The organism is Corynebacterium amycolatum, from assembly GCF_016889425.1.
GTDB classification, from domain to species: Bacteria; Actinomycetota; Actinomycetes; order Mycobacteriales; family Mycobacteriaceae; genus Corynebacterium; species Corynebacterium amycolatum.
The window spans coordinates 264,473-287,439 of record NZ_CP069513.1; the positions used below are offsets into that span (position 1 = coordinate 264,473).

Annotated in this window: 16 protein-coding genes; 7 read left to right on the forward strand and 9 right to left on the reverse strand. The window is 57.8% G+C overall.

Features of this window, described 5'->3' with window-relative positions:
* Positions 1–9: 9 nt before the first annotated feature.
* Positions 10–1,314: an SAM-dependent methyltransferase gene (locus I6J19_RS01225; RefSeq protein ID WP_038627632.1), complete on the reverse strand. Its 1,305-nt coding sequence runs from the start codon at positions 1,312–1,314 to the stop codon at positions 10–12.
* Positions 1,315–1,386: 72 nt separating this feature from the next.
* Positions 1,387–2,925, reverse strand: coding sequence for an FAD-binding oxidoreductase (locus tag I6J19_RS01230; protein WP_080972800.1), 1,539 nt, complete (start codon positions 2,923–2,925; stop codon positions 1,387–1,389).
* A gap of 316 nt (positions 2,926–3,241) precedes the next feature.
* Between I6J19_RS01230 and I6J19_RS01235 the strand changes: the two genes are divergently transcribed.
* Complete coding sequence (locus I6J19_RS01235; protein WP_038627630.1) at positions 3,242–3,889, forward strand: SDR family oxidoreductase; 648 nt, start codon at positions 3,242–3,244, stop codon at positions 3,887–3,889.
* A 9-nt stretch (positions 3,890–3,898) separates the two neighbouring features.
* On the opposite strand, the gene I6J19_RS01240 is transcribed toward I6J19_RS01235, so the two are convergent.
* Positions 3,899–5,593 (reverse strand): purine-cytosine permease family protein, encoded by a 1,695-nt coding sequence (locus I6J19_RS01240; RefSeq protein ID WP_049180776.1) that lies wholly within the window; start codon positions 5,591–5,593, stop codon positions 3,899–3,901.
* A gap of 267 nt (positions 5,594–5,860) precedes the next feature.
* Between I6J19_RS01240 and I6J19_RS01245 the strand changes: the two genes are divergently transcribed.
* The 6 genes from I6J19_RS01245 (at position 5,861) to I6J19_RS01270 (ending at position 11,458) form a co-directional block, all read left to right on the forward strand.
* Entirely contained in the window at positions 5,861–6,169 is a 309-nt protein-coding gene (locus I6J19_RS01245) for an urease subunit gamma (RefSeq protein WP_038627628.1), read from the forward strand.
* The gene (locus I6J19_RS01250; protein WP_049180775.1) at positions 6,170–7,099 is read left to right on the forward strand and encodes a hypothetical protein; all 930 of its coding nucleotides are present in this window, start codon (positions 6,170–6,172) and stop codon (positions 7,097–7,099) included.
* On the forward strand, positions 7,086–9,212 hold the full coding sequence (ureC, locus tag I6J19_RS01255) for an urease subunit alpha (RefSeq protein ID WP_187402548.1): 2,127 nt from the start codon (positions 7,086–7,088) through the stop codon (positions 9,210–9,212). Before I6J19_RS01250 ends, ureC begins: the two co-directional genes overlap by 14 nt.
* Positions 9,213–9,221: 9 nt before the next feature.
* Positions 9,222–9,929, forward strand: coding sequence for an urease accessory protein UreF (locus I6J19_RS01260; protein ID WP_038627626.1), 708 nt, complete (start codon positions 9,222–9,224; stop codon positions 9,927–9,929).
* Positions 9,930–9,992: 63 nt separating this feature from the next.
* Positions 9,993–10,628, forward strand: coding sequence for an urease accessory protein UreG (ureG, locus tag I6J19_RS01265; protein ID WP_141737478.1), 636 nt, complete (start codon positions 9,993–9,995; stop codon positions 10,626–10,628).
* A gap of 2 nt (positions 10,629–10,630) precedes the next feature.
* On the forward strand, positions 10,631–11,458 hold the full coding sequence (locus I6J19_RS01270; RefSeq protein ID WP_049180773.1) for an urease accessory protein UreD: 828 nt from the start codon (positions 10,631–10,633) through the stop codon (positions 11,456–11,458).
* Between the two features lie 86 nt (positions 11,459–11,544).
* On the opposite strand, the gene I6J19_RS01275 is transcribed toward I6J19_RS01270, so the two are convergent.
* From I6J19_RS01275 to rplJ, 6 genes are all read right to left on the reverse strand, one after another.
* Positions 11,545–12,270 carry a type 1 glutamine amidotransferase gene (locus I6J19_RS01275; RefSeq protein WP_049180772.1) on the reverse strand — a complete coding sequence of 242 codons (726 nt, stop codon included), beginning with the start codon at positions 12,268–12,270 and terminating at the stop codon, positions 11,545–11,547.
* Between the two features lie 316 nt (positions 12,271–12,586).
* A complete protein-coding gene (locus I6J19_RS01280) occupies positions 12,587–16,558 on the reverse strand; it encodes a DNA-directed RNA polymerase subunit beta' (protein WP_187402547.1) in 3,972 nt (1,323 codons plus the stop codon).
* Between the two features lie 148 nt (positions 16,559–16,706).
* A complete protein-coding gene (gene rpoB / locus I6J19_RS01285; protein ID WP_038627624.1) occupies positions 16,707–20,195 on the reverse strand; it encodes a DNA-directed RNA polymerase subunit beta in 3,489 nt (1,162 codons plus the stop codon).
* A 435-nt stretch (positions 20,196–20,630) separates the two neighbouring features.
* Entirely contained in the window at positions 20,631–21,596 is a 966-nt protein-coding gene (gene pgfA / locus I6J19_RS01290) for a cell envelope lipid trafficking protein PgfA (protein WP_038627621.1), read from the reverse strand.
* Between the two features lie 223 nt (positions 21,597–21,819).
* Positions 21,820–22,203: a 50S ribosomal protein L7/L12 gene (rplL, locus tag I6J19_RS01295; protein WP_038627619.1), complete on the reverse strand. Its 384-nt coding sequence runs from the start codon at positions 22,201–22,203 to the stop codon at positions 21,820–21,822.
* Between the two features lie 124 nt (positions 22,204–22,327).
* Positions 22,328–22,840, reverse strand: coding sequence for a 50S ribosomal protein L10 (rplJ, locus tag I6J19_RS01300; protein ID WP_038627617.1), 513 nt, complete (start codon positions 22,838–22,840; stop codon positions 22,328–22,330).
* Positions 22,841–22,967: the final 127 nt, after the last annotated feature.

A 22,967-nucleotide genomic window follows, 5' to 3' on the forward strand; every position in this document is an offset into this window, starting at 1 on the left:
TTAAGACAATTAGTCTTTCCACCACTGACGCTGCGGGACATCACCACGGGAGCCGTCCGGGAACACCTTTACACCCAGAACCTGGTGCAGCTGGATCTGGTTACATGCGAAGTTGTACTCGGAACCAGCCATGTACATGCCCCACAGCTTTGCGGTCTGCTCACCAACCAGCTCGACGGCCTTGTCCCAATCCTTGTCCAGTCGTTCACACCAGTCATAGAGAGTGTGCTCGTAGTCGAAACGCAGGTTCTGCTGATCGAGCATCTCAAAGCCCTGATCCTGCATTGCTCGCATGATAGTTCCGACACCGGTGAGCTCACCGTCTGGGAAGATGTAACGGTCGATGAAGGTGCCCTTGCGGGTGCGGTGGTTATCCCAGTAGGTGATGCAGTGGTTCAGCATCAAACCGCCTTCTTTCAACTTGCCATAGAGGAAGCCGAAGAAGCTCGGGTAGTTCTCCACACCGATGTGCTCCAAAAGACCGATTGCGGAGATGGCATCGAAGCCTTCTTCAGGAACATCGCGGTAGTCCTGGAAGCGCACCTCAGCAAGATCTTCCAGGCCCTCTTCCTTAATCTTGGCCTGTGCGTACTCTGCCTGCTGCTTCGACAGAGTCACGCCGATGGCCTTAACGCCGCGCCTTGCCGCATAGAGAACCATGCCGCCCCAACCACAGCCAACGTCGAGAAGCCTATCGCCTTCCTTCAGGCGCAACTTATCGAATACCAGGCGGTACTTGTTTTCCTGTGCCTCTTCGAGCGTGGAGTTCTCATTCGGGTAGTAGGCGCAGGTGTACGTCATCGATGGGCCCAGGATGATCTCGTAGAATTCATTACTGACGTCGTAATGCGACGAAATCGAGTCTGCGTCGCGTTCCTTAGAGTGACGTGCTAGACCGTTTTGCAGGCGCTTCTTCCACCATGCAGTACGTTCAATCTCGGGCACAACAGGAACATATGGCAGCCCCATCGAACGCAGGGAGCGAACAATCTTCGCCAAAGTTGCTGCAGGTGGCATCACGAATTGTTCGTGCAATTTCATCAGAGCGTCGAACGCTTCAATTGGGTGTCCGAGACGGACGCGAGTCAGCTCGATCTCACCGGTGACGAATGCGCGACCGAATCCGACATCATCACGCAGATGAGTAACGATGTAGTTCAGCGCATCGAGCGAGCGGACGTTCAAGCCTACTTTTGCATCGTCGGGGCCAGCGACTGAACCATCAAAAGCCGTCAGGCGAATTGGCAGAGGCTTCTCCGAGGTATCGATGAAGGCCTCGAAAATCTCTGCAACGTTCATTGGAGTAAATGCCATGGTGAATCCTTGCTATTAACTGGCTATTTCGAAGAATTGGAGAAAAGCCGCTTGAAGTGGTTGGGCTTCTAGTTAGGCACCAGTGACGGTCTTGTCATACAGCCGCGGGAACCGGGAATCAGGGTCGTAGATTGCTTTGAGCTCATCGGGTAGGTTGCCACCGTAGAGTGCTCCGAATTGTTCTGGTGAGTAGAACGCCTCGGAATACAGTGACTTGTGACCGCCCAAATCGCTGACCTTGGCCTCAATAACGCGGTTGAACGCGCCGAGGCGAGTATCTCCTGGGACATGGTTGTTCGGCACTGCAGACCAGAACCCGACATTGATCCAGGTGGTCTCGGGATCTAGCGGATACAGTGGCCAAGCACTGCTGCTGCCAGCGAGCTTGTCGCCAGTACCAATTAGCTCGCTGGAGCCATCACGAAGGTGAATCGGGCATAGCCACACAGGCTGGATATCGCAGGCTTGGAAAAACCAATCCAGGTATTCAGCCAAGTGGTCAACAGTGACCTCGATATCTTGGACGACGCGCTCATTGGCCGGCAGGCCTTTTCGTGCTTTCATTTTCGCGTCAATGTCGTACTTGCGATCGAGGCCGACGAACTTCCAATACACCGAGGATCGTTTGAGCTCGCGCGGCCACATTGCACGAACTGCGGGATTTTGGGTACCGAAGGCTCTAGAGCACCAGAACCAGTCAATATCCCAGCGCCAGATGTAATCGCGAATCTTCAGGCGATCTCGAGTAACGCCGGAGGGGTGCTGCAGGGACCTGTAGTAGATCTTGTCTCGGGAGTAGTCCGAGACGGGACCTTCCTCATCAGTTTTGCGTCCCAGCACCAGGTAAATCTCATTCGGCGAGAAAGCGACACCGTCAAGGAAGTGAACAGGCTCGCCTTGGAACTCCTTTTCCACGGAAATCTTTGCCAGATCCTCTGCCGCTTCCGTCGTGGAGTTGTACCGAACGTGTCGCAGCTCGACGTATGGAAGTGCTTCTTCGAGCTCGATTTTTAACCGTACGGTGTAGCCGAGGGAACCATAGGAGTTTGGAAAGCCACGGAAAAGATCGACATTTTCCGTGCGCGAGCAGGTCACAATTTCGCCGGTACCGACTAGGACATCCATCTCGATGACGGACTCATGTGGCAGGCCGTTACGGAAACTCGTTGACTCCACGCCAATACCGGTCACAGCTCCACCGAGCGTAATTGTCTTTAGCTCTGGCACAACCAAAGGCATCAGACCGTAGGGCAAAGTGGCATCTACCAGGTCTTCGTAGGTACACATTCCCTGCACGTCGGCAGTCTTTTCAACTGGATCGACGGCGATTACTCCGCCGAGACCGCTGACATCTAGACCTGGTACGAGAGTTTTACTACGCCCGCGAAAAAGGTTTGATGTGCGCTTCGCCAACCTGACCCGCTGGTCAGCAGGAATAGCTTGAAAGCTATCAACTAGCTTCCGCACGCCTTCTTCATGCGCATGCCAGCCCACAGGCTCAATGCGCACTGAATCAATTCCTCGCCCCGGCGCCATTTGCGCCACCGTAGAAGTAATTTTTCCGATTAGTCGTGGCAACGTGCCGACATCAGAATTTGGTCGATGAGCCATGGTGAATACCGCAACGGCATTTCACAGGTATTTTCTACGCGAATTCGCCCTAATTTTGTCTTTTTGGAAAAACTAAGGGCCTCTGCTGGGCTACCAATATCGAAAAATACCCGGATTGAACAGGTAAATTACGTCTACATATATAACTTGATTTAGGACGACTTAACTAGGCGTTCTTGTACCCTGCAAATGGGGTGGCAAGAAGTACGCCTCGCCATACTCAGCGCTCACCGTTCGTCGCTCACCGTTCGTCATGTTCACTGCCAGCGAAGGCAACTGCATTGCTAGTACCAGCGAGCTGACGTATAGGTGGGGCATGGCTAAAAAAGTTATTGTTATCGGCGGCCACGGCAAGGTGGCCCAAATCGCTACTCCCCTACTCATCAATGAAGGCTACGAAGTAACCTCAGTTATTCGTAACCCTGATCAGGTCTCGGACATTGAAGCGCTCGGTGCCACCCCAGCTGTCTATGACATCACCGAGCTCTCGACCGAGAAGTTCGCTGACCTGCTACGCGGCAATGATGCCGTCGTTTGGTCCGCTGGCGCAGGCGGCGGTTCATCAGAGCGCACCTACGCAATCGACCGCGATGCCGCAATCACCTCGATGGCAGCTGCCAAGGCCGCCGGAGTTAACCGCTACGTAATGGTGTCCTACTTTGGTGCCGGCCCGAACCACGGAGTTCCTGAGGATAATTCCTTCTTTGCCTACGCCGAGGCCAAGGCCGCCGCGGATACAGCTTTGCGCGAATCTGACTTGGACTGGACAATCCTGGGACCGAGCACGCTGACCTTCGACGAAGGCCAGGATTCCATTGACACCGATGCCACAAAGGCCACAAAGGTTGCCCGTGCAACGGTTGCCAATGTCATCGCGCAGACCGTATTCAACGATCAAACGATTGGTCGCACCATTAACTTCAATGAGGGCGATACCCCCATCTCAGAGGCGCTAAAGGCCTAGCGCCTCCTCTCAGGACGTTCGCACTGATGCGCTACGCCCCCGCCGCGATTGAGCCGGCATAACATGTCGGCCGTCGCGGTCCATTGTCAGTGCGAGCGAGGATATGTACTGCTCCGCGCCATCGTCGCCACGCTCCGCCGAAAGGATTACATCAGGTCGTTCGACCTGTTCACCGGTGATGACACAGGTGAAAGACTCATTGGATGGGTTCCCGTGCTCGTCGAAAAGCGGTGCGGCGATGCCGTCGTCAAAGCGACGTCGGTAGTAGCGCCCCTTAGTCAGAATTGCCATCGTCGGCGTGACGACGAAGGCGATTGCTGCGGCGACGAGTGCGGAGTACGGCACCAAGCTCTCGCCGAAAGCGCCGAAGTACATGGCGATTGAGATTGTCGCGGAAGCAACGAGCGAGGTAATGCCGACGGGGTTGAAGTCGTGAATCATTCCGCGTCGGTAGTCGGGATAAATCGGCGAGATCTTCAGGACCCACTTGTTAATTGCAATGTCCGTAGCCACTGTGAAAATCCACGCAATGGCGAGGTTTGAGTAGAACCCCAGAACCGCATTGAGCATGGAGAACATGTCGAACTCCATAAGCGCCAGTGCGATGCCGAGATTGACGAAGACGAAGACAATGCGTCCCGGATAGGACTTTGCCACTCGCGTGTAGGCGTTAGTCCACGCCAGCGAGCCAGAGTATGCATTCGTGGCGTTGATCTTGATTTGGCTCATCACCACCAAGACGACCGCCAGCGTGATTGCCAGCCACGTGGGCACCATTTCCTGGTACACCGTCATGAACTGATGCACTGGCTCAACGGCTTCGGTCATGCCGCCGCCGACCACCGAAATCATGTAGACCGCGAGAAACACACCGATAATCTGCTTAGCTGCACCGAAGATAACCCATCCCGGCCCAGCCATGATGACCGAGGCCCACCACGACGTGGCGTTGTCCTTTGTCTTCGGCGGCATGAAACGGATGTAGTCAATGTTCTCGGCAATCTGCGCCACCAGCGCCAAACACACACCGGCAGAAGCCATCATTGCCGCCAGGCTAGGACCTTCTCCCTGCCCCTGATAATGCAAGAAAGCGTCCACGGAGTCAGGGTGCCTGACGACGAGATACACCATCGGTAGCACCATCATGACTAGCCAGAGTGGGTTGGTCCACGTCTGCATCTTCTGTAGCGTCTTCATTCCGAAAACCACTACGGGGATGATGATGAGCACGCTCACCAGGTATCCCAGCCAAAGTGGTATCCCGAGCCCGAGCTTTAGGCCCTGGGCCATAATTGCGCCTTCGGTGGCGAAGAAGATGAATGTAAAAGTCGCGAAAATGACGTTGGTGATTACGGAGCCGTAGTAGCCAAAGCCGGAACCGCGTGTGATGAGGTCGAGGTCGAGATTGAACTTTGCGGCGTAGATTGCCAGCGGCGCGCTGGAGAGAAAAATCAAGACTGCGGCGATGAGAATGCCAACCACAGCGTTTGTTGTTCCGTGAGCAATGCCGATTCCAGCACCGATGGAGAAGTCAGCCAAGTAGGCCATTCCTCCCAGTGCCGAGCCGGCAACTGCTACTGGTGTCCACGTTCGGTAGTGTCGTGGCGCGAATCGGAGCGGATAGTCGTCACCCAACTTCGATGACGACCCAGTATTTCCCGCCCTCCGCTTTCCCTGCTTAGCGTCGGCCATTGTGGTCGTCATGAGATACCCCTGATGTCAGTTCACGACAGCTACTTCCTTCAGCTACCCCACACCAGCCGCCCAACTATAGGCCGGTCATCAGCTGTAATGCTGCCCAGCAAATTGCTGCCTCAGCGCCGAAAACCCATACGGCTGGCTTAGGCATAGCCTGCAAGTAACCAGTCATGATTCGGTAGTGCAGCAATTATTTGCTGTGAAATCAGATATAGTACGAACTGGCGTTGAGTCTCAATGAGCACACATTTTGAGCAGTTAGGCAGGTAACACATGCGCCTCACCCCGCGCGAGCAAGATAAACTCATGCTCTTTCTTGCAGCTCGTGTCGCCGAGCGACGAAAGAACCGCGGTCTAAAACTCAACCGGCCCGAAGCAGTAGCACTGATTAGCGATGCCGTCGTCGAAGCCGCCAGAGATGGTGTGACCGTGTCCGAAGCCATGACCATTGGCACCGAGGTACTCGGACCTGACGATGTCCTCGATGGTGTCCGCGAGGCAATCATGCTGGTACAGGTCGAGGCCACCTTCACCGATGGCACAAAGCTCGTATCCGTCCATGACCCAATTGGCGGCAAATAGATGGCAGCCCAGACCCCACGTATCCTCATCGCTCACTGCGGAGTCGATGCCAGCCCAGAGTTCATCACCACCGCAGTAGAGGGCCTCGACACTTTTGATCAGACCATCGTGACCTCCACAGGCACCGAGCTGCGCAGCACACTGGCGGATTTGGGCCGCGAGGACACCGAGAATCTCCATATCGTCGTTATGCCCATGACAAGTGGCCGCAATCTGCCACTCATCGCCGACACGGCCAAGACTTGTCAGTGGTTCAAGCGCAATCACTCGAATGTGCGCATTGCACTCGCGGCACCGCCGCTGGGTGCCACCACCACGCTGGCGTTTCTACGCGCAACGCTCCGGCGCGAGACCTCGGCCGACGATATCGCGGTCATATGTTCCGCTGCCATCGATCCGTTCGCGGACGCGGAGCTGTTCCGTATCGCTCGTCTGGCGTGGACGCACAGTTCTGGCGCCGATGTAGTGGTCGCGTTCGACGATGTCTACCCATCCGTCTCGCAGACGCTGGCACCGTATAAAGCCACGCTTGACGACGAGTCCTTGCGCCCAACCCGTCGGAGCACAGTAATCCGCGCTGATTTGCAGACAGCCGAGAATCAAAAACCACTCATCACCAGTACTGCACTGGCGACGGCCATCTCCCAGTCTGCTAAAACCGCTCTGCATCTTTTGCAGTCGCATGATGATGACGGCATTGAGGCAGCATTACTTGCCGATCATGAGCACGGTTATGCCCATAGTCACGGCGAGGAGGATGGCGGCCATGGACACAGTCACGGCCACGTGCATGGCCACGGTCATCATCACCACGGCCACGTGCATGGGCACAGTCACGGTCATGGTCACAACCATCATCACCACCATCACAGCGCAGATGTCCACACTGAGTTTGACCTAGGAAATATCGATGCAGATGCAACCGAGTAACAACACAGATTGTCGACAAATAGTTCTGAATAAAGGCCGCCGCGCTCTGCGACTAAAGGTGGCCAATACCGGCGACCGCGCAATCCAGGTCGGTTCTCACTATCACTTCTTCGAAGCCAATGCGGCCCTTTGCTTTGATCGCCATCAGGCCTGGGGAATGCACCTAAATATCCCCGCCGGCCTGGCAGTGCGCTTTGAACCCGGCGATACCAAGACGGTCACACTGGTCGACTTCGGTGGAGACCGCATTATCCACGGCTTCGCGGGGATGACTGAGGGCCCGCTGGATGATGAAGCCACTCGGGAAGCTGCCTTTCAGCGAATTGCCGACTACGGTTTTGCGCACGAGCCTGCAGAACCGATGCCAGTTGCCGCGGATGAGGAAACGACGATCAGCTCGTCGAGATACGCGGAGCTCTCCGGCCCCACAACCGGCGATGTAGTACCGCTGGCGGATACCAATCTGGTCATTCGAATCGAGAAGGACTACACGGCCAACTTCCCCGGCGACGAGTCCATCTATGGCGGCGGTAAGTCCATCCGTGACGGCATGGCCCAAGATCCGCAGGCAACTCGCGCACAAGGCACGCCCGATACGGTTATTACGAGCGCGATTATTGTTGATGCTCTCCTGGGCGTCGTCAAGGCAGACGTGGGTCTGCGAGATGGCAAGATTGTCGCAATTGGTAAGTCGGGCAACCCGCATACGCAGGACGGAGTTCACCCCGACCTGGTCATTGGTGCTGGTACCGAGGTTATTGCCGGTGAGCATCGACTGCTGACGGCCGGTGGCATCGATACGCACATCCACTACCTGGCACCGCAGCAGGCCGAAGAGGGTCTCTCCAACGGCATTACGACGTTCTTCGGTGGCGGTACCGGGCCTGCGGAGGGGTCAAAGGGCACGACGTGTACGCCTGGTCAATTCCATATTCACACCATGCTGCGCGCGGCAGAGGGTCTGCCGGTCAATGCTGGTTTCCTGGGCAAGGGTTCGGGCAGTCAGCCGGACGCGCTGGTTGAACAGCTACTCGCTGGCGCTGCCGGGCTCAAGATTCACGAGGACTGGGGCGCGACACCTGCGACTATTCACAATGCGCTGGACATCTGCGATAAGTACGACGTTCAGCTGGCCATCCACACGGATACGCTCAACGAGTCAGGTTTCTTCGAGGACACGCGCAAAGCCATTGGTGACCAGACCATCCACACCTTCCACTCTGAAGGCGCCGGTGGCGGTCACGCCCCGGACATTTTGAAGGTCACGGCGATTCCGAATGTTCTGCCGGCTTCGACGAACCCGACGCTGCCCTACTCCATCAACAGCGCCGAAGAACTGCTGGATATGGTGATGGTCTGTCATCACCTTTCCCACTCGGTGCCGGAAGATGTCGCTTTTGCCGATTCGCGTGTTCGACCTGAGACCATCGCAGCTGAAACCGTGCTCCATGACATGGGCATCATTTCCATTTTCTCCTCCGATTCGCAGGCGATGGGACGAGTCGGCGAGTCCTTCACGCGCGCATTCCAGACTGCTCATCACTGCCGCGCCCAGCTCGGCCCACTTCCCGGTGCTGATGAAACCAATGGCGATGACAATGAACGCGTCCTGCGCTACTTGGCGAAGCTGACCATCAATCCCGCCATTTCCGCTGGAATTGATGACTATCTGGGTTCGGTGGAAGTCGGCAAGATTGCGGATTTGGTGCTGTGGCCAATCGATTCCTTTGCCGCAAAACCGGATGTGGTTCTGCGCTCCGGGGTAATCTGCTGGTCACAAATGGGCGATCCCAATGCATCCATCCCGACTCCTGAACCCTGCTATTTCCGCAATATGTTCGGCAATTACGGTTCCGCTCTCACGGCTACTCGCATTACCTTCATGTCCCAGGCCGCAATTGATGCCGGTGTGCCGGAAGAGCTCGGTTTGCAAAGCCGTGTTCTGCCGGTAAAGGACTGCCGCGGAATTGGCAAGGCAAACATGGTGCGAAACAACACTCTGGCCAAGATTGACGTCGATCCGGAAACCTATGTGGTCACCGTCGATGGCGAGCCCGTCAGCATCGAGCCTGCCCAGGAGCTTCCGCTAACGCGCCTGCACTATCTCTTCTAGGCTCTGGTGATGAGCTTGACTTCGTCGTTTTACCAGGCCTTGCAGTGGTCTGACACCGCATTCCCCTCCGGTCGCTATACGCTGTCGCATGGTCTCGAGGGGCTGGTCGCCGAGGGGATCGTCGGCAAGCGTGACGAGGCAGCACTTGCCACCGTCGCCGAGGACATGTTGCGTTATTCCTTCGCGCCGGTCGATCTGGCTGCGCATTTTCGCACGTGGGAGCAGGATTCGGTCGCTGGGATAATGCGAATCGACGCGATGGTGCATGCGGCACGACCGACGTTTTCGCAGCGGAGGGGCAGCGTGCGCGTCGGCAAGCAGATGCTGTTTATGGCGCGTGAGTTAGGGCTTGACGACGATACCCTGCGCGCGTATTCGAAAGCGGTGAGCAGCCCGGATGCGTCCAGCCGCTTGGCGTATGGGCACAGCCCGGTGGTGATGGCGTTGATTCATCGGTCCGCTGGACTGGATTCCGATGAGGCGGCGCAGGCCGAGGCCTTTGGTTTCGTCTCTGCTGTGGCATCAGCGGCGGTGCGATTGCAGGTGGCTGATTTTGTCGGTGCGCAGCGTCTGATTCGACAGCTGGCTCCAGTGGTCACGGAGGTTGTTGAGACTTCGCGGACGATTGGCACCGACGATATTGGTGCCTGTACGCCGCTGTTAGATATTGCCTCTGCGCGCCACGAGACTGCGGCGGCCCGATTGTTTATTACCTAAAGCTCGGCTTTTGGCCTCTGACAAGCAACTAGCAAGTTAACTATTAAGAAGGAATTTTTGACAATGGTTTTTCACGTTGGCATTGGTGGACCAGTCGGCTCCGGCAAGACGGCCTTGATTGAAACGCTCGTACCTGAGCTGATTTCCCGTGGTTTCACACCGGGCATCATTACCAATGACATCTACACCCAAGAGGATGCTCATCACATCCGGCAGGCGCTGGACGGCGTGGTCGACTCCTCGCGCATTATCGGTGTGGAGACAGGCTCGTGCCCACACACTGCGGTGCGCGATGATCCCACTATGAACCTCATGGCCAGCGCCGAGTTGCTGGAGGAGCACCCAGATATCGACATTGTTTTCTACGAATCCGGTGGCGATAACCTCACGCTGACTTTCTCACCTGCACTGGCGGACCTATTTGTCTTTGTGCTCGATACCGCCGAGGGGCAGAAGATGCCGAAGAAGCGTGGCCCTGGCATCACGGACTCCGATGTTCTTGTCATTAACAAGATTGACATCGCGCCCTATGTCCGCTGCGATGTGGACCAGATGCACACTGATGCGCTTGCCGTGCGCTCTGACAAGCCGGTCATGCTGACCAATTGTCTAGACGGCTCCGGCATTGCGGAGTTCGCCGATCTCATTGAGGCTGCGGCGAAGTCTGCGTCGGTTGATTCCTCCTCTGACCAGGCATAACCATGCTACGACCTGGCAAGGACGGCTTACTCGACCTGGAGATTCTGCCTGCTGGCCCCGGTACCCGGCGTGTTCGTGCACCGCTGTCTCTGGGGCGCATTCTCCATTCCGACCCGTCCTTCCCCGATGCCCACGTGGTCTATATTCGTGCCACCGGCGGCGGTCTCGCCCAGGGCGACCATGTTCGCCAGCGGATACAGGTTCGAAGTGGCGCACATGCGATTGTCACCTCTCAGGCGGCTACTCGAGTGCACTCAATGACCAGCGGCTACGCCGAACAGCTGACTGAATTCACGGTTGAGCCGGATGCCGTCCTCGAATACCTGCCGGACCCGGCAATTCCTTCGCGTGATTGCCACTTCCGCCAGCACACAAAGGTGACTGTCTCCCCCGGTGCTACTGCAATTGTCGGCGACTGCTTTACCGCTGGTCGCGTCGCTCACGGAGAGCTCCACGATGCCGCCGAGATTGATCTGCGTGCAGAGTTACACGCGCACGACAGTGTTCCCGCATTTATCGAAAAGGCTCACTATCTCGGCAAACGCGACCTCTCCTCGCCCATCGCGCATGGCAACTACCGCGCCTGGGCAAACCTCTGGGTCATATGTTCGCCACCGCTTGTCGACGATGTCCTTACCTCTTGGCAGGACTATCCACACAGCGACACTGCCCCGCTTATCGGCGCGTCTTCACTTCCCGATGGCCTTGGCATCTGGGCCAGGTTCATGGGCAATTCAATCGAGCATGTAACAGACGCTCAACATGATTACTGGAATCTAGCGCGGCGCATAGTCCTTAATGCACCGGCGTTTTCGCTGCGCAAGATGTAGCACGTCGCGAGTGCCGCGGTAGTCATCTGCTTTCCCGCCCCCACCGCGGCCCCGGGGTGCGTGCTGTGTCTAATCAGGCAGCCTGCTTAGACACCCGCATCAACACTGCAGGCACGCTTGGGCTGATTGGCACCCACCTGCTCGACGAATGCCGCAATCAACGCACGCCCATTGGCTTCCACCTGCTTATCGACGGCTCGGAGCTTGGCCACAATCGCCTCCGAATCCGTGCCATTGGTCTTTGACCATTCCTCCACTAACTCTGGGGTGGCCTCTGGGTGGAACTGCACACCGACGATGCTGCCAAGCCGGAAGGCTTGGACGGGGCATGGCTCACCAGTGGCCAGTAACGTCGCCTGCGGTGGGAGTACATCGACTGCGTCAAAGTGGGACTCTGCCACCTCGAAGGTTGTAGGTAGCGCACCGAGAAGTGGATCGCACGCACCTTCCGAGGTCAACGTGACCTCCGCTGCGCCTTCTTGACCTTGACCAGGTGCTGCCACTGTCACCGTACCGCCAAAGCAATTGGCAATGATTTGGTGTCCGAGGCAGATACCGATAACGGGAATGTGGGTGGTAAGAGCGTCGTCAAGCAGTGTGCGTAGTGCGGGCAGCCACGGTGCCTTTTCTTCATTGAGGGCGTCCATTGCGCCGCCCAGAATGATAATGCCCTCGCCGCAGTCAGTGATTGCCGGAACTGGTTCGCGACATAGGCGGACGGTGGTGTACGTTGCTCCGATTTCTTCGAGCCATGGTGCGATTCGGCCGATGGGGACTGTCGGATCGGGTTGGATGATGGTGATTTCAGTCATGGCGGGCACCTCTCATGCGCGCTGCTATGTCTACCGTACGAACGTACTGTTTATTGTAGCCACAAATTACGCATTTCAATAGCAAATTACTTAAGTAAATAGCAAAAAATCCCCCAACACCTTTTGGCTAGCTGTTTAAAAACAACTGACCAACTGTGGTGTCGGGGGAATTTTTGGGTTGCCGCCTAATGTCGGGCTCGGTTAACCGCGTATTGCTAACCAGTAAGCCCTGTTAGGAGCGTGGCTCTGCTCAGCGGTGAACTGGGGGATCTCAAAGGATTGCCACCCCCAGCCGCGGCCGCAAAGCTATTGATTTTTACTCGAAGGTTCCGATGTCATCCAGCGGAACTGCGGAACCAACCTGGTCGATGCCGTAGGTGTCCTCGGCACCGTAGAAGCCCTCACCGAAGGAGGCAAATGGTGCGGCTGCCTGGCGGGCAGCTTCCTCAGTCGGCTCAACAGTGATGTTGCGGTAGCGCGAGATACCCGTACCAGCCGGGATTAGCTTACCGATGATCACGTTCTCCTTCAGGCCGATGAGCTTATCCGAGCGCTTGTTGATAGCGGCGTCGGTAAGCACGCGCGTCGTCTCCTGGAAGGAGGCCGCGGACAGCCAGGACTCGGTGGCCAGCGATGCCTTGGTAATACCCATCAGCACGCGACGGCCCTCGATGACGCTGCCGCCGGAGGCAACAATCTCGCGGTTCTTAGCCATGACCGTGGAGCGCTCGACCAATGCGCCTGGCAGCAGGTCGGAGTCACCCGGCTTGGACACAATCACGCGGCGCAGCATCTGGCTGACAATAACCTCGATGTGCTTGTCGTGAATGGCCACACCCTGGTCACGGTAGACCGACTGGACTTCCTCAATGAGGTGACGCTGGACACCGCGGCGCCCCAGGACCTCGAGGACCTCGTGCGGATCGGCAGCGCCCTTGAGCAGCTGCTGCCCCTTAACCACATGGTCACCATCGCGGATGGCGCGACGACGGCCATCGACGGTGATTTCAGCCAGACCCTGACGCTTGGCCAGCTTGTCGTAGACGACCTCGTCCTCGCTGTTGGCATCCGGGATGAGGGTGAGCGTGTAGAAGTGCTCGTCCTCCTCCAGGCGCACGCGACCGTTTTCGCGAACCAGTGGAGCCTTGTTCTTCGGCACTCGGGCCTCGAACAGCTCCTGGACACGCGGCAGACCACCGGTAATGTCGCCACCGACACCACCCTGGTGGAACGTACGCATGGTCAGCTGGGTACCCGGCTCACCAATGGACTGCGCAGCGACAATACCGACAGCCTCTCCGATGTCGACCAGCTTGCCGGTTGCCATCGAACGACCGTAGCACTTGGCACAGACACCGGTTGCGGTGGAACAGGTCAGAACCGAGCGGACCTTGACTTCCTTGACACCGTGGCTGAGAGCCAGGGTGATGTGGTCGTCGTTCAGGTCGGTGTCAGCCTCGATAAGGACATTGCCCTCAGCGTCGGTGACATCTGCTGCCAGTACGCGAGCAATCGCGGCGGTCTCGACGTACTTCGCACGACGGATCTCGCCGGTCGGGTTGCCGGTTGCGTCCAGAACATCCTCGCCAATCTCGACAACGACACCGTCGTGGGTGCCACAGTCCTCTTCGCGAACGATGACGTCCTGTGCAACGTCGACCAGACGACGGGTCAGGTAACCCGAGTCAGCGGTACGAAGCGCGGTATCGGCCAGACCCTTACGGGAACCGTGCGAGTTGTTGAAGTACTCGAGAACCGACAGGCCTTCGCGGAAGGAGGTCTTAATCGGGCGGGTGATGTATTCACCACGCGGGTTCGTAACCATGCCCTTCATGCCGGCCAGCGAGTGAATCTGGCCCATGTTACCGGCAGCACCCGACTTCACGATCATCGGAATCGGGTTGTCATCCGGGTACAGAGCCTCGACCTTTTCACCGACCTCAGCCGTCGCAGCCTTCCACAGGTTAACCAGCGACTCGTGACGCTCAGCGGCCGAGAGCTTACCGCGGCGGAACTTCTTCTCCACCGTGGCGGCCTTCTCTTCGTAGCCGTTCAGGATCTCACGCTTGTTCGGGAGAACCAGCACGTCAGACATAGCAATGGTGACACCAGAACGGGTAGCCCAGTAGAAACCAGCATCCTTGAGCTTGTCGACGGTCTGAGCGACCGTAATCATCGGGTACTTGGCAGCCAAGTCGTTGATGATCGCAGCCTGCGGCTTCTTAGCCATAACGCCTTCGACGTATGGGTAGTTCCACGGCAGCAGGTCGTTGAACATAACGCGGCCCAGCGTGGTGGAAGCCAGCCAGGTATCGCCCTTGTTCCAACCATCTGGAAACTGCTCGGACTCAATCTCGGCCGGCGGACGCAGGTGGCTGATGCGAACCTTAATTGGGCTCTGCAGGCCAATTGCACCGCGGTCGTAAGCCATGATGGCCTCGGCCGGGCTGGTGTAAATACCCTGCTCCGGTGCGTCCTCGGTGGCATCCTGGTGGCCACCCGGCAGCTCCGGCTTCTCCAGTGTCAGGAAGTACAGGCCAGTGACCATATCCAGACGCGGCATAGCCAGCGGCTTACCGGAAGCCGGCGACAGAATGTTGTTCGAGGACAGCATCAGGACGCGAGCCTCGGCCTGTGCTTCAGCGGACAGCGGCAGGTGAACTGCCATCTGGTCACCGTCGAAGTCGGCGTTGAAAGCCTCACATGCCAGTGGGTGCAGCTGAATTGCCTTACCCTCAACCAGGACCGGCTCGAACGCCTGAATACCCAGGCGGTGCAGCGTAGGTGCACGGTTCAGCAGGACCGGGTGTCCGGTAATGACATCTTCGAGGACGTCCCACACCTCTGGGCGCTGACGCTCAACCATGCGCTTCGCGCTCTTGATGTTCTGCGCGTAGCTCTTGGCCACGAGCTCCTTCATAACGAACGGCTTGAACAGCTCAAGAGCCATCAGCTTCGGCAGACCACACTGGTGCAGCTTCAGCTGCGGGCCGACGATAATAACCGAACGGCCGGAGTAGTCAACACGCTTACCCAGCAGGTTCTGACGGAAACGACCCTGCTTGCCCTTGAGCAGGTCGCTCAGGGACTTCAGCGGGCGGTTACCCGGACCAGTGACCGGGCGGCCACGACGTCCGTTGTCAAACAGTGCGTCAACGGATTCCTGAAGCATGCGCTTCTCGTTGTTGACGATGATTTCCGGAGCGCCCAGGTCAATCATGCGCTTCAGGCGGTTGTTTCGGTTGATGACACGACGGTAGAGGTCGTTCAAGTCCGAGGTCGCAAAGCGGCCACCGTCGAGCTGCACCATCGGGCGCAGCTCCGGCGGAATCACCGGAATGCAGTCGAGCACCATAGCGGCCGGGTCGTTGCCGGACTGCAGGAATGCAGTGACAACCTTCAGGCGCTTGAGGGCGCGCATCTTCTTCTGTCCCTTGCCGTCGCGAATAATCTCGCGCAGCTCCTCGGCCTCCTTGGCCAGGTCGAAGTTGCGGATCAGGGTCTGAATAGCCTCAGCACCCATACCACCGGTGAAGTAATCCTCGTAGCGGTCGACGAGTTCGGTGTAAATACCCTCGTCGATAATCATCTGCTTCGGCTCGAGCTTGATGAAGGTGTTCCAAATCTCGTCGAGACGATCCAGCTCGCGCTGGGCGCGCTCACGGATGTGGCGCATCTCGCGCTCGGCTGCGGACTGAACCTTCTTACGGGCATCAGCCTTGGCACCCGCTGCCTCGAGTTCAGCCAGATCCTCTTCCAGGGTCTGGGCACGCTCGGCCAGCTCCTGGTCACGATCGTCCTCAACCAGCTTCTTGTCCACGAGCATGTCTGCTTCGAGGGTTTCCTGGTCGTTGTGGCGAGCCTCTTCATCCACGGAGGTGATGATGTTGGCAGCGAAGTAGATGATCTTTTCCAGATCCTTCGGAGCCAGGTCGAGCAGGTAGCCGAGGCGGGACGGCACACCCTTGAAGTACCAGATGTGAGTGACCGGAGCGGCCAGCTCAATGTGGCCCATGCGCTCACGGCGAACCTTCGACTTGGTCACCTCAACGCCACAGCGTTCACAGATGATGCCCTTGAAGCGAACGCGCTTGTACTTACCACAAGCACACTCCCAGTCACGGGTCGGGCCGAAGATACGCTCACAGAAAAGGCCATCCTTTTCCGGCTTCAGCGTACGGTAGTTAATCGTCTCGGGCTTCTTGACCTCACCGCGAGACCAGCGGCGGATGTCGTCGGCGGTAGCGAGCCCAATCCGGAGCTCGTCAAAGTTGTTGACGTCGAGCACCTGTTTTCCCTTTCCCTCCGCATCGAAGTAATGCGGAAACCAAATTCTCTGCGGAGGTTTTTGTACGTTGTCGTCTGTGTTGGGTTATTCGCGAGTTAGGGCTTCCCGCCCCTGATACTCACGCAATGTTTCGTCGTTAAGCGAGAAACTATGCGGAGTCAGCGTCGGAACGCTCATCGCGGGACAGGTTAATGCCGAGGGAAGCGGTCGCGTGGTCGAGTTCCTCATCGTCGGAGGAGCCCAACTCAACCGGAACGCCGTCGGCCGAAAGGACCTCAACGTTCAGGCAGAGCGACTGCAGTTCCTTCAGAAGCACCTTGAACGACTCCGGAATACCCGGATCCGGAATGTTGTCGCCCTTCACGATTGCCTCGTAGACCTTGACGCGGCCAACCACGTCATCGGACTTGATGGTGAGCAGCTCCTGCAGGGTGTAGGCAGCGCCGTATGCCTGCATTGCCCACACCTCCATCTCACCGAAGCGCTGACCACCGAACTGAGCCTTACCACCCAGCGGCTGCTGGGTAATCATGGAGTACGGACCGGTGGAACGAGCGTGAATCTTCTCGTCGACCAGGTGGTGCAGCTTCAGCATGTACATGTAGCCCACCGAAACCGGGAACGGGAACTTTTCGCCAGAGCGGCCGTCGAACAGCGTGGCCTTACCGTCAGCGTTGACCAGCACCTCGCCGTCACGGTTCGGGCGGGACGACGCGAGCAGACCAGCGAGTTCCTCGTTCTCAGCACCGTCGAACACTGGGGTTGCAACCAGGGAGTCGGACGGAACGTCGTGCAGGTCGGCCGGAAGACGCTTAGCCCAATCCGGGTCGCCCTCAATGCTCCAGCCGGCCTTCGCCAGCCAGCCGAGGTGAACCTCGAGGACCTGGCCGATGTTCATACGACGCGGAACACCGTGGGTGTTCAGAATGATGTCGACCGGGGTGCCGTCCGGCAGGAACGGCATGTCCTCCTGCGGCAGGATCTTGCCGATAACGCCCTTGTTACCGTGGCGACCTGCCATCTTGTCGCCGTCCTGGATCTTGCGCTTCTGCGCAACGTACACGCGGACCATCTCGTTGACACCCGGTGCCAGGTCGTCATCGTCTTCACGGGAGAAGACACGGACGCCGATGACCTTGCCGGACTCACCGTGCGGAACACGCATGGAAGTGTCACGGACCTCGCGGGACTTCTCGCCGAAGATAGCGCGCAGCAGGCGCTCCTCCGGAGTCAGCTCAGTCTCACCCTTCGGCGTGGTCTTAGCGACCAGGATGTCACCGTCGCGAACGTCGGCACCGATGCGGACGATGCCGCGTTCATCCAGATCCTTCAGCATCTCCTCGGACGCGTTCGGGATGTCACGGGTGATTTCCTCCGGACCCAGCTTGGTGTCGCGGGCGTCGATCTCGTGCTCCTCGATGTGAATCGAGGTCAAGATGTCCTCCTCAACCATGCGCTGGTTCAGGATGATGGCGTCCTCGTAGTTGTGACCTTCCCACGGCATGAATGCCACGAGCAGGTTCTTACCAAGTGCCATCTCACCGTTGTCGGTACCCGGACCGTCAGCGATGACCTGGCCGGCCTCAACACGCTGGCCCTCGTCAACCAGTGGCTTCTGGTTGTAGCAGGTGCCCTGGTTGGTGCGCTCGAACTTGCGCAGCAGGTAGGTGTGGCGCTGGCCTTCATCGTCCATGATGGTGATGAAGTCTGCCGACACGGTCTCGACCACACCGGCGGCCGAAGCGACAATGACATCGCCCGCGTCGTAAGCAGCACGCTGCTCCATACCGGTACCGACGAACGGAGCCTCCGAACGCAGTAGCGGCACAGCCTGACGCTGCATGTTCGCACCCATCAGGGCACGGTTAGCGTCGTCGTGCTCGAGGAACGGAATCATGGCAGTAGCCACGGAGACCATCTGACGCGGGGAAACATCGAGGTAGTCGACCTCATCAGCGCGGACGGACTCGACGTCACCACCCTTCTTACGAACAGACAGGGTCTCCTGAACGAAGTGGCCGTTCTCGTCGATCGGAGTGTTGGCCTGCGCAACGACGTAGCGGTCTTCCTCATCAGCGGTGAGGTAGTCGACCTCATCGGTGATGACACCATCGCGGACGCGACGGTACGGAGTCTCAATGAAACCGAACGGGTTCACGCGTGCGTAGCAGGACAGCGAACCAATCAGGCCAATGTTCGGACCCTCTGGGGTCTCAATTGGACACATGCGGCCGTAGTGGGACGGGTGAACGTCTCGAACCTCGAGACCAGCACGGTCACGGGTCAGACCACCCGGACCCAGTGCGGACAGACGACGCTTGTGGGTCAGACCCGACAGCGAGTTGTTCTGGTCCATGAACTGGGACAGCTGGGAAGTACCGAAGAACTCACGGATAGCCGCGGAGACCGGGCGCACGTTAATCAGAGTGGTCGGCTGGATCGACTCCACGTCCTGAGTGGTCATGCGCTCACGAACCACGCGTTCCATGCGGGACAGACCCACGCGAACCTGGTTCTGAATCAGCTCGCCTACGGTACGCAGACGACGGTTACCGAAGTGGTCGATATCGTCGGTCTCAACCGGAATCTCGACCCCTTCCGGCGAGGTCATAACATTCTCGCCGTCGTGCAGGCGCACGAGGTATTCAATGGTGGTAGCGATATCCTGTTCGGTCAGGACCATCTCGCCAGAGACCTCAGTACCCAGGCCCAGCTTGCGGTTGACCTTGTAGCGACCGACCTTGGCCAGGTCGTAGCGCTTCGGCTTGAAGAAGTTGTTCTCCAGCAGAGCCAGCGCGGACTCGCGCGTCGGCGGCTCACCCGGGCGCTGCTTGCGGTAAATCTCCAGCAGAGCCTCGTCGGTGTTTGCAACACCGTCCTTCTCCAGGGTGGCCATCATGATCTCAGAGAAGCCGAAGCGCTCCTTGATTTCCTCAGTGGTCCAGCCGAAAGCCTTCAGCAGAACCGTGACCGGCTGGCGACGCTTACGGTCAATACGAACGCCGACGGTGTCCCGCTTGTCGACGTCGAACTCCAGCCACGCACCGCGCGACGGAATAATCTTCACCGAGTGCAGCGGGCGCTCGGTGGACTTGTCGATGGTCTCATCGAAGTAGACGCCCGGAGAGCGCACCAGCTGAGAAACAACGACACGCTCAGTTCCGTTGACGATGAACGTACCCTTGTCCGTCATCATCGGGAAGTCACCGATGAAGACAGTCTGGCTCTTGATCTCACCGGTCTCGCGGTTGGTGAACTCCGCGGTGACGTAGAGGGGAGCCGAGTAGTTGATGTCCTTATCCTTGGACTCATCCACGGTGTTCTTGACGGAGTCGAACCATGGGTCCGACAGCGTCAGGGACATCTTCTGGGAGTAGTCCTCGATCGGAGAGAGCTCTTCTAGAATATCTTCGAGACCGCTGGTAACCCGAGCGTCTTCTCCGAGCTCCTCCTGGCGACGAGCGCGCCACTCAGGCGTGCCAATGAGCCATGCGAAAGACTCACGCTGCAGGTCGAGCAGACCAGGAACCGCAATCGGCTCCTGAATCTTTGCAAACGAGTACCTCTTCGAAGCTCCGGGAATACCGGTTACTGCCTTGGTCTGGCGGGAGACTGCCAAGATGCGTCCTTCCAGCACCTCACGCGGTGGAGCACACCGGCAACCGGTGGTGCGCTCCGCCCGCTTGGTTTATACGCGATTCAAGTTGCAGGAATTATTTCTGTTGCGCACCGGGATACTTTGCGTCTAACCTTTGGTCACACACGAAAGTGATTCCCCCGCCACTTGGCCTCCAAGACCAGCCTTTAAAAGGCGAGCCCCCGAGCCCTAACGGCGGCGCCGCGGCAACTCCTTTAACAGCTAGATGCACGAAAAACGGTGCTACATAATAGCCCCGAGCCCCGAGCGCAAACTATAAAAGAGCTGGCGACAGATACACTAATTCCAGCGCAACGATTTAGCCTATATCAAAAACTGGCAGTTGTCTAGTACAACTTGACAAATCGGGCGTGTCGCATTCACCCGTCACCGATATAAAGGGGGAGGCCTGGGCGCTATGGCCGTCGTAAAGCGTTACTCTGCTTTACGACGGGTCGAAGGACGCACGATGCCCACGATTGCGATGAATACCAGAATCGAACCGGACGTAATGAGACCGATTGACCACGGCTCTAGAGCCGGGCGCTGGAAATTCTGTATTGCGCCGAAGAGAAGCTGATTGGAAAGGCCTTCGTCCATCTTTCCGTTGAAGCGCAGGTAGTCCATGATCGGCTCGCCATCGCGAGTCTCCCACCAAAGGTGGATGTCCTCGGCCATATCGATGACCGAGCCAGACTTCGGCTCAACCCAAAAATCACGGGTGCCCTGGTACTGGAGGAACCCGGATTTGTCATCCTGAGTTAGCTGAGAGACGTAAGAACGGTACTTCTGGGCGAGATTCGTCTTCTCAATATCCTGACGGAAATGCAGAACGCGGTTGCCGCCGCGTTCCTCTTCCCCGACAAACTTTGCTGGCAGGGAATCGTGGAGGAAATCATCAAAGATCAGATATTCCTTTTCCTCCGTGTCGGCCGGGAGCTTCACCCAGTTCCCCTCGAAAGCCACAGACCGCGGAACGCCCGCCATGCGGTCGACAAGCGTCGCAGGAGCCAGCGCCTCGCCGGTGAGTCGGTCGATGGTCACTGTCCAGATATTGGCCTCGATAAGCTCGGTCAGCGGGTCGGTGCCCATGACCTCCGGGGGAAGCTCACGCATTTCAGTCACACCGACACGGAGCGAAACCTTGTCCGCATCGGCAGGTTCGATGAGTACGCCGTGGAGCTGTCTCTGCAGCGGCGAGTGCACTTCTTCGCGCTTGCCTTCTTCGTTAATCCTGGTGGATACGCTGTCTTCCGCCCGCAGGGTGTACGACACCGGCGGCAGGTTAAGCGGCATTTTGGGATCAACATTGAGCACTTTGGGCAGCAAGATGCCAGCAGCAAGCAGTGCAGTGCCTAGACCCAATAGAAGGATAGACAAAATTCTCGGCCGTGAGAGCATGTTAGATACTTTACAGGCCAATAAGGGCAATCAAGACAATGAGTGGGCTGGTTTTTGCCCCAACTTCCTGTGACGGGTGAGATTAGTGAGGTTTTGCCCGGGTCAGGCGGGTTGGCAAAGGCCCCAGAAACAAAAGAACCGCCAACCCCGGGCAAGAAGCCCAGAATTGGCGGTCAGAATTGGCAGCTTTAGGCCACTACCGGGGCCGAAGCAAGTAACTGAATTACTTGAGGGAGACCTTTGCGCCAGCCTCTTCCAGCTTAGCCTTAGCAGCCTCAGCGTCGTCCTTAGAAGCACCCTCCAGGATAGCCTTCGGAGCGGACTCAACCATCTCCTTAGCCTCCTTCAGGCCCAGGCCGGAGACGATCTCGCGGACAGCCTTAATAACGCCGATCTTCTTAGCGCCAGCGTCCTCGAGGACGACGTCGAACTCGTCCTTCTCCTCAGCAGCAGCCTCGCCGCCAGCAGCGCCTGCAGCAGCAACTGCGACCGGAGCAGCAGCGGTGACGTCGAACTCTTCCTCGAAAGCCTTCTTGAACTCGGTGAGCTCAACGAGGGTCATTTCCTTGAAAGCCTCGAGCAGTTCCTCAGTGGTGTACTTAGCCATGGATATTCTCCTATGAGTGTGGTGCGGCCGCTCCCCTCAGAGATCCCTGGGGTCGAAGCCGTCAAAGTGATATTTAAAAGTTTTTCGCGTGATTTAGTTCGCGTAGTTCGCGAGCCGCTCGGGATTACTTCTTTTCCTCGAGTGCCGCAGCAAGGCGGGCAACCGAGGAGGTCGGAGCATCGAGCAGGCCAGCGACGTTCGCCAGAACGCCGTTGAAGGCACCAGCCAGCTTTGCCAGCGTGGTCTCACGGTTATCCATATCCGCAAGAGCCTCGAACTGTGCTGCATCGATTGCAGCACCGTCCATGTAGCCGCCCTTGATCACGAGGTTCTTGTTGTCACCGGCGAACTTCTTAATCGCCTTAGCCGCATCCACAGCCTCGCCCTTGATGAAGGCGACTGCAGTCGGGCCGTTCAGGTGCTCATCAAGACCCTCAATCCCTGCCTCGTCGGCAGCGATCTTGATCATGGTGTTCTTGGCGACGGAGTACTTAACATCAGCACCGAGGGCGCGACGCAGTTCCGTGATTTCCGCAACGGACAGGCCGCGGTACTCAGTCAGCACGATAGCGTTGGACTCTTCGACGTCCTGCTTCAGCGCTGCAACAGCTGCAATCTTCTCAGTATTTGCTGCCATGTGTACTCTCGCCTCCTTCCTGGTCTTTGCAATTTTCCGCTCGGCCAAGTGAAGGATTCTTTTGCGCAAATACAACAAACGCCCCAATCCTCGCACAAGGATGGGGCGCACAATTCTTTTGGCATGT

Coding starts and splice junctions, on each gene's coding strand:
- I6J19_RS01225 (WP_038627632.1), bottom strand. CDS start 1,314: ATGGCATTTACTCCAATGAACGTTGCAGAGATTTTCGAGGCCTTCATC.
- I6J19_RS01230 (WP_080972800.1), bottom strand. CDS start 2,925: ATGGCTCATCGACCAAATTCTGATGTCGGCACGTTGCCACGACTAATC.
- I6J19_RS01235 (WP_038627630.1), top strand. CDS start 3,242: ATGGCTAAAAAAGTTATTGTTATCGGCGGCCACGGCAAGGTGGCCCAA.
- I6J19_RS01240 (WP_049180776.1), bottom strand. CDS start 5,593: ATGACGACCACAATGGCCGACGCTAAGCAGGGAAAGCGGAGGGCGGGA.
- I6J19_RS01245 (WP_038627628.1), top strand. CDS start 5,861: ATGCGCCTCACCCCGCGCGAGCAAGATAAACTCATGCTCTTTCTTGCA.
- I6J19_RS01250 (WP_049180775.1), top strand. CDS start 6,170: ATGGCAGCCCAGACCCCACGTATCCTCATCGCTCACTGCGGAGTCGAT.
- ureC (WP_187402548.1), top strand. CDS start 7,086: ATGCAACCGAGTAACAACACAGATTGTCGACAAATAGTTCTGAATAAA.
- I6J19_RS01260 (WP_038627626.1), top strand. CDS start 9,222: ATGAGCTTGACTTCGTCGTTTTACCAGGCCTTGCAGTGGTCTGACACC.
- ureG (WP_141737478.1), top strand. CDS start 9,993: ATGGTTTTTCACGTTGGCATTGGTGGACCAGTCGGCTCCGGCAAGACG.
- I6J19_RS01270 (WP_049180773.1), top strand. CDS start 10,631: ATGCTACGACCTGGCAAGGACGGCTTACTCGACCTGGAGATTCTGCCT.
- I6J19_RS01275 (WP_049180772.1), bottom strand. CDS start 12,270: ATGACTGAAATCACCATCATCCAACCCGATCCGACAGTCCCCATCGGC.
- pgfA (WP_038627621.1), bottom strand. CDS start 21,596: ATGCTCTCACGGCCGAGAATTTTGTCTATCCTTCTATTGGGTCTAGGC.
- rplL (WP_038627619.1), bottom strand. CDS start 22,203: ATGGCTAAGTACACCACTGAGGAACTGCTCGAGGCTTTCAAGGAAATG.
- rplJ (WP_038627617.1), bottom strand. CDS start 22,840: ATGGCAGCAAATACTGAGAAGATTGCAGCTGTTGCAGCGCTGAAGCAG.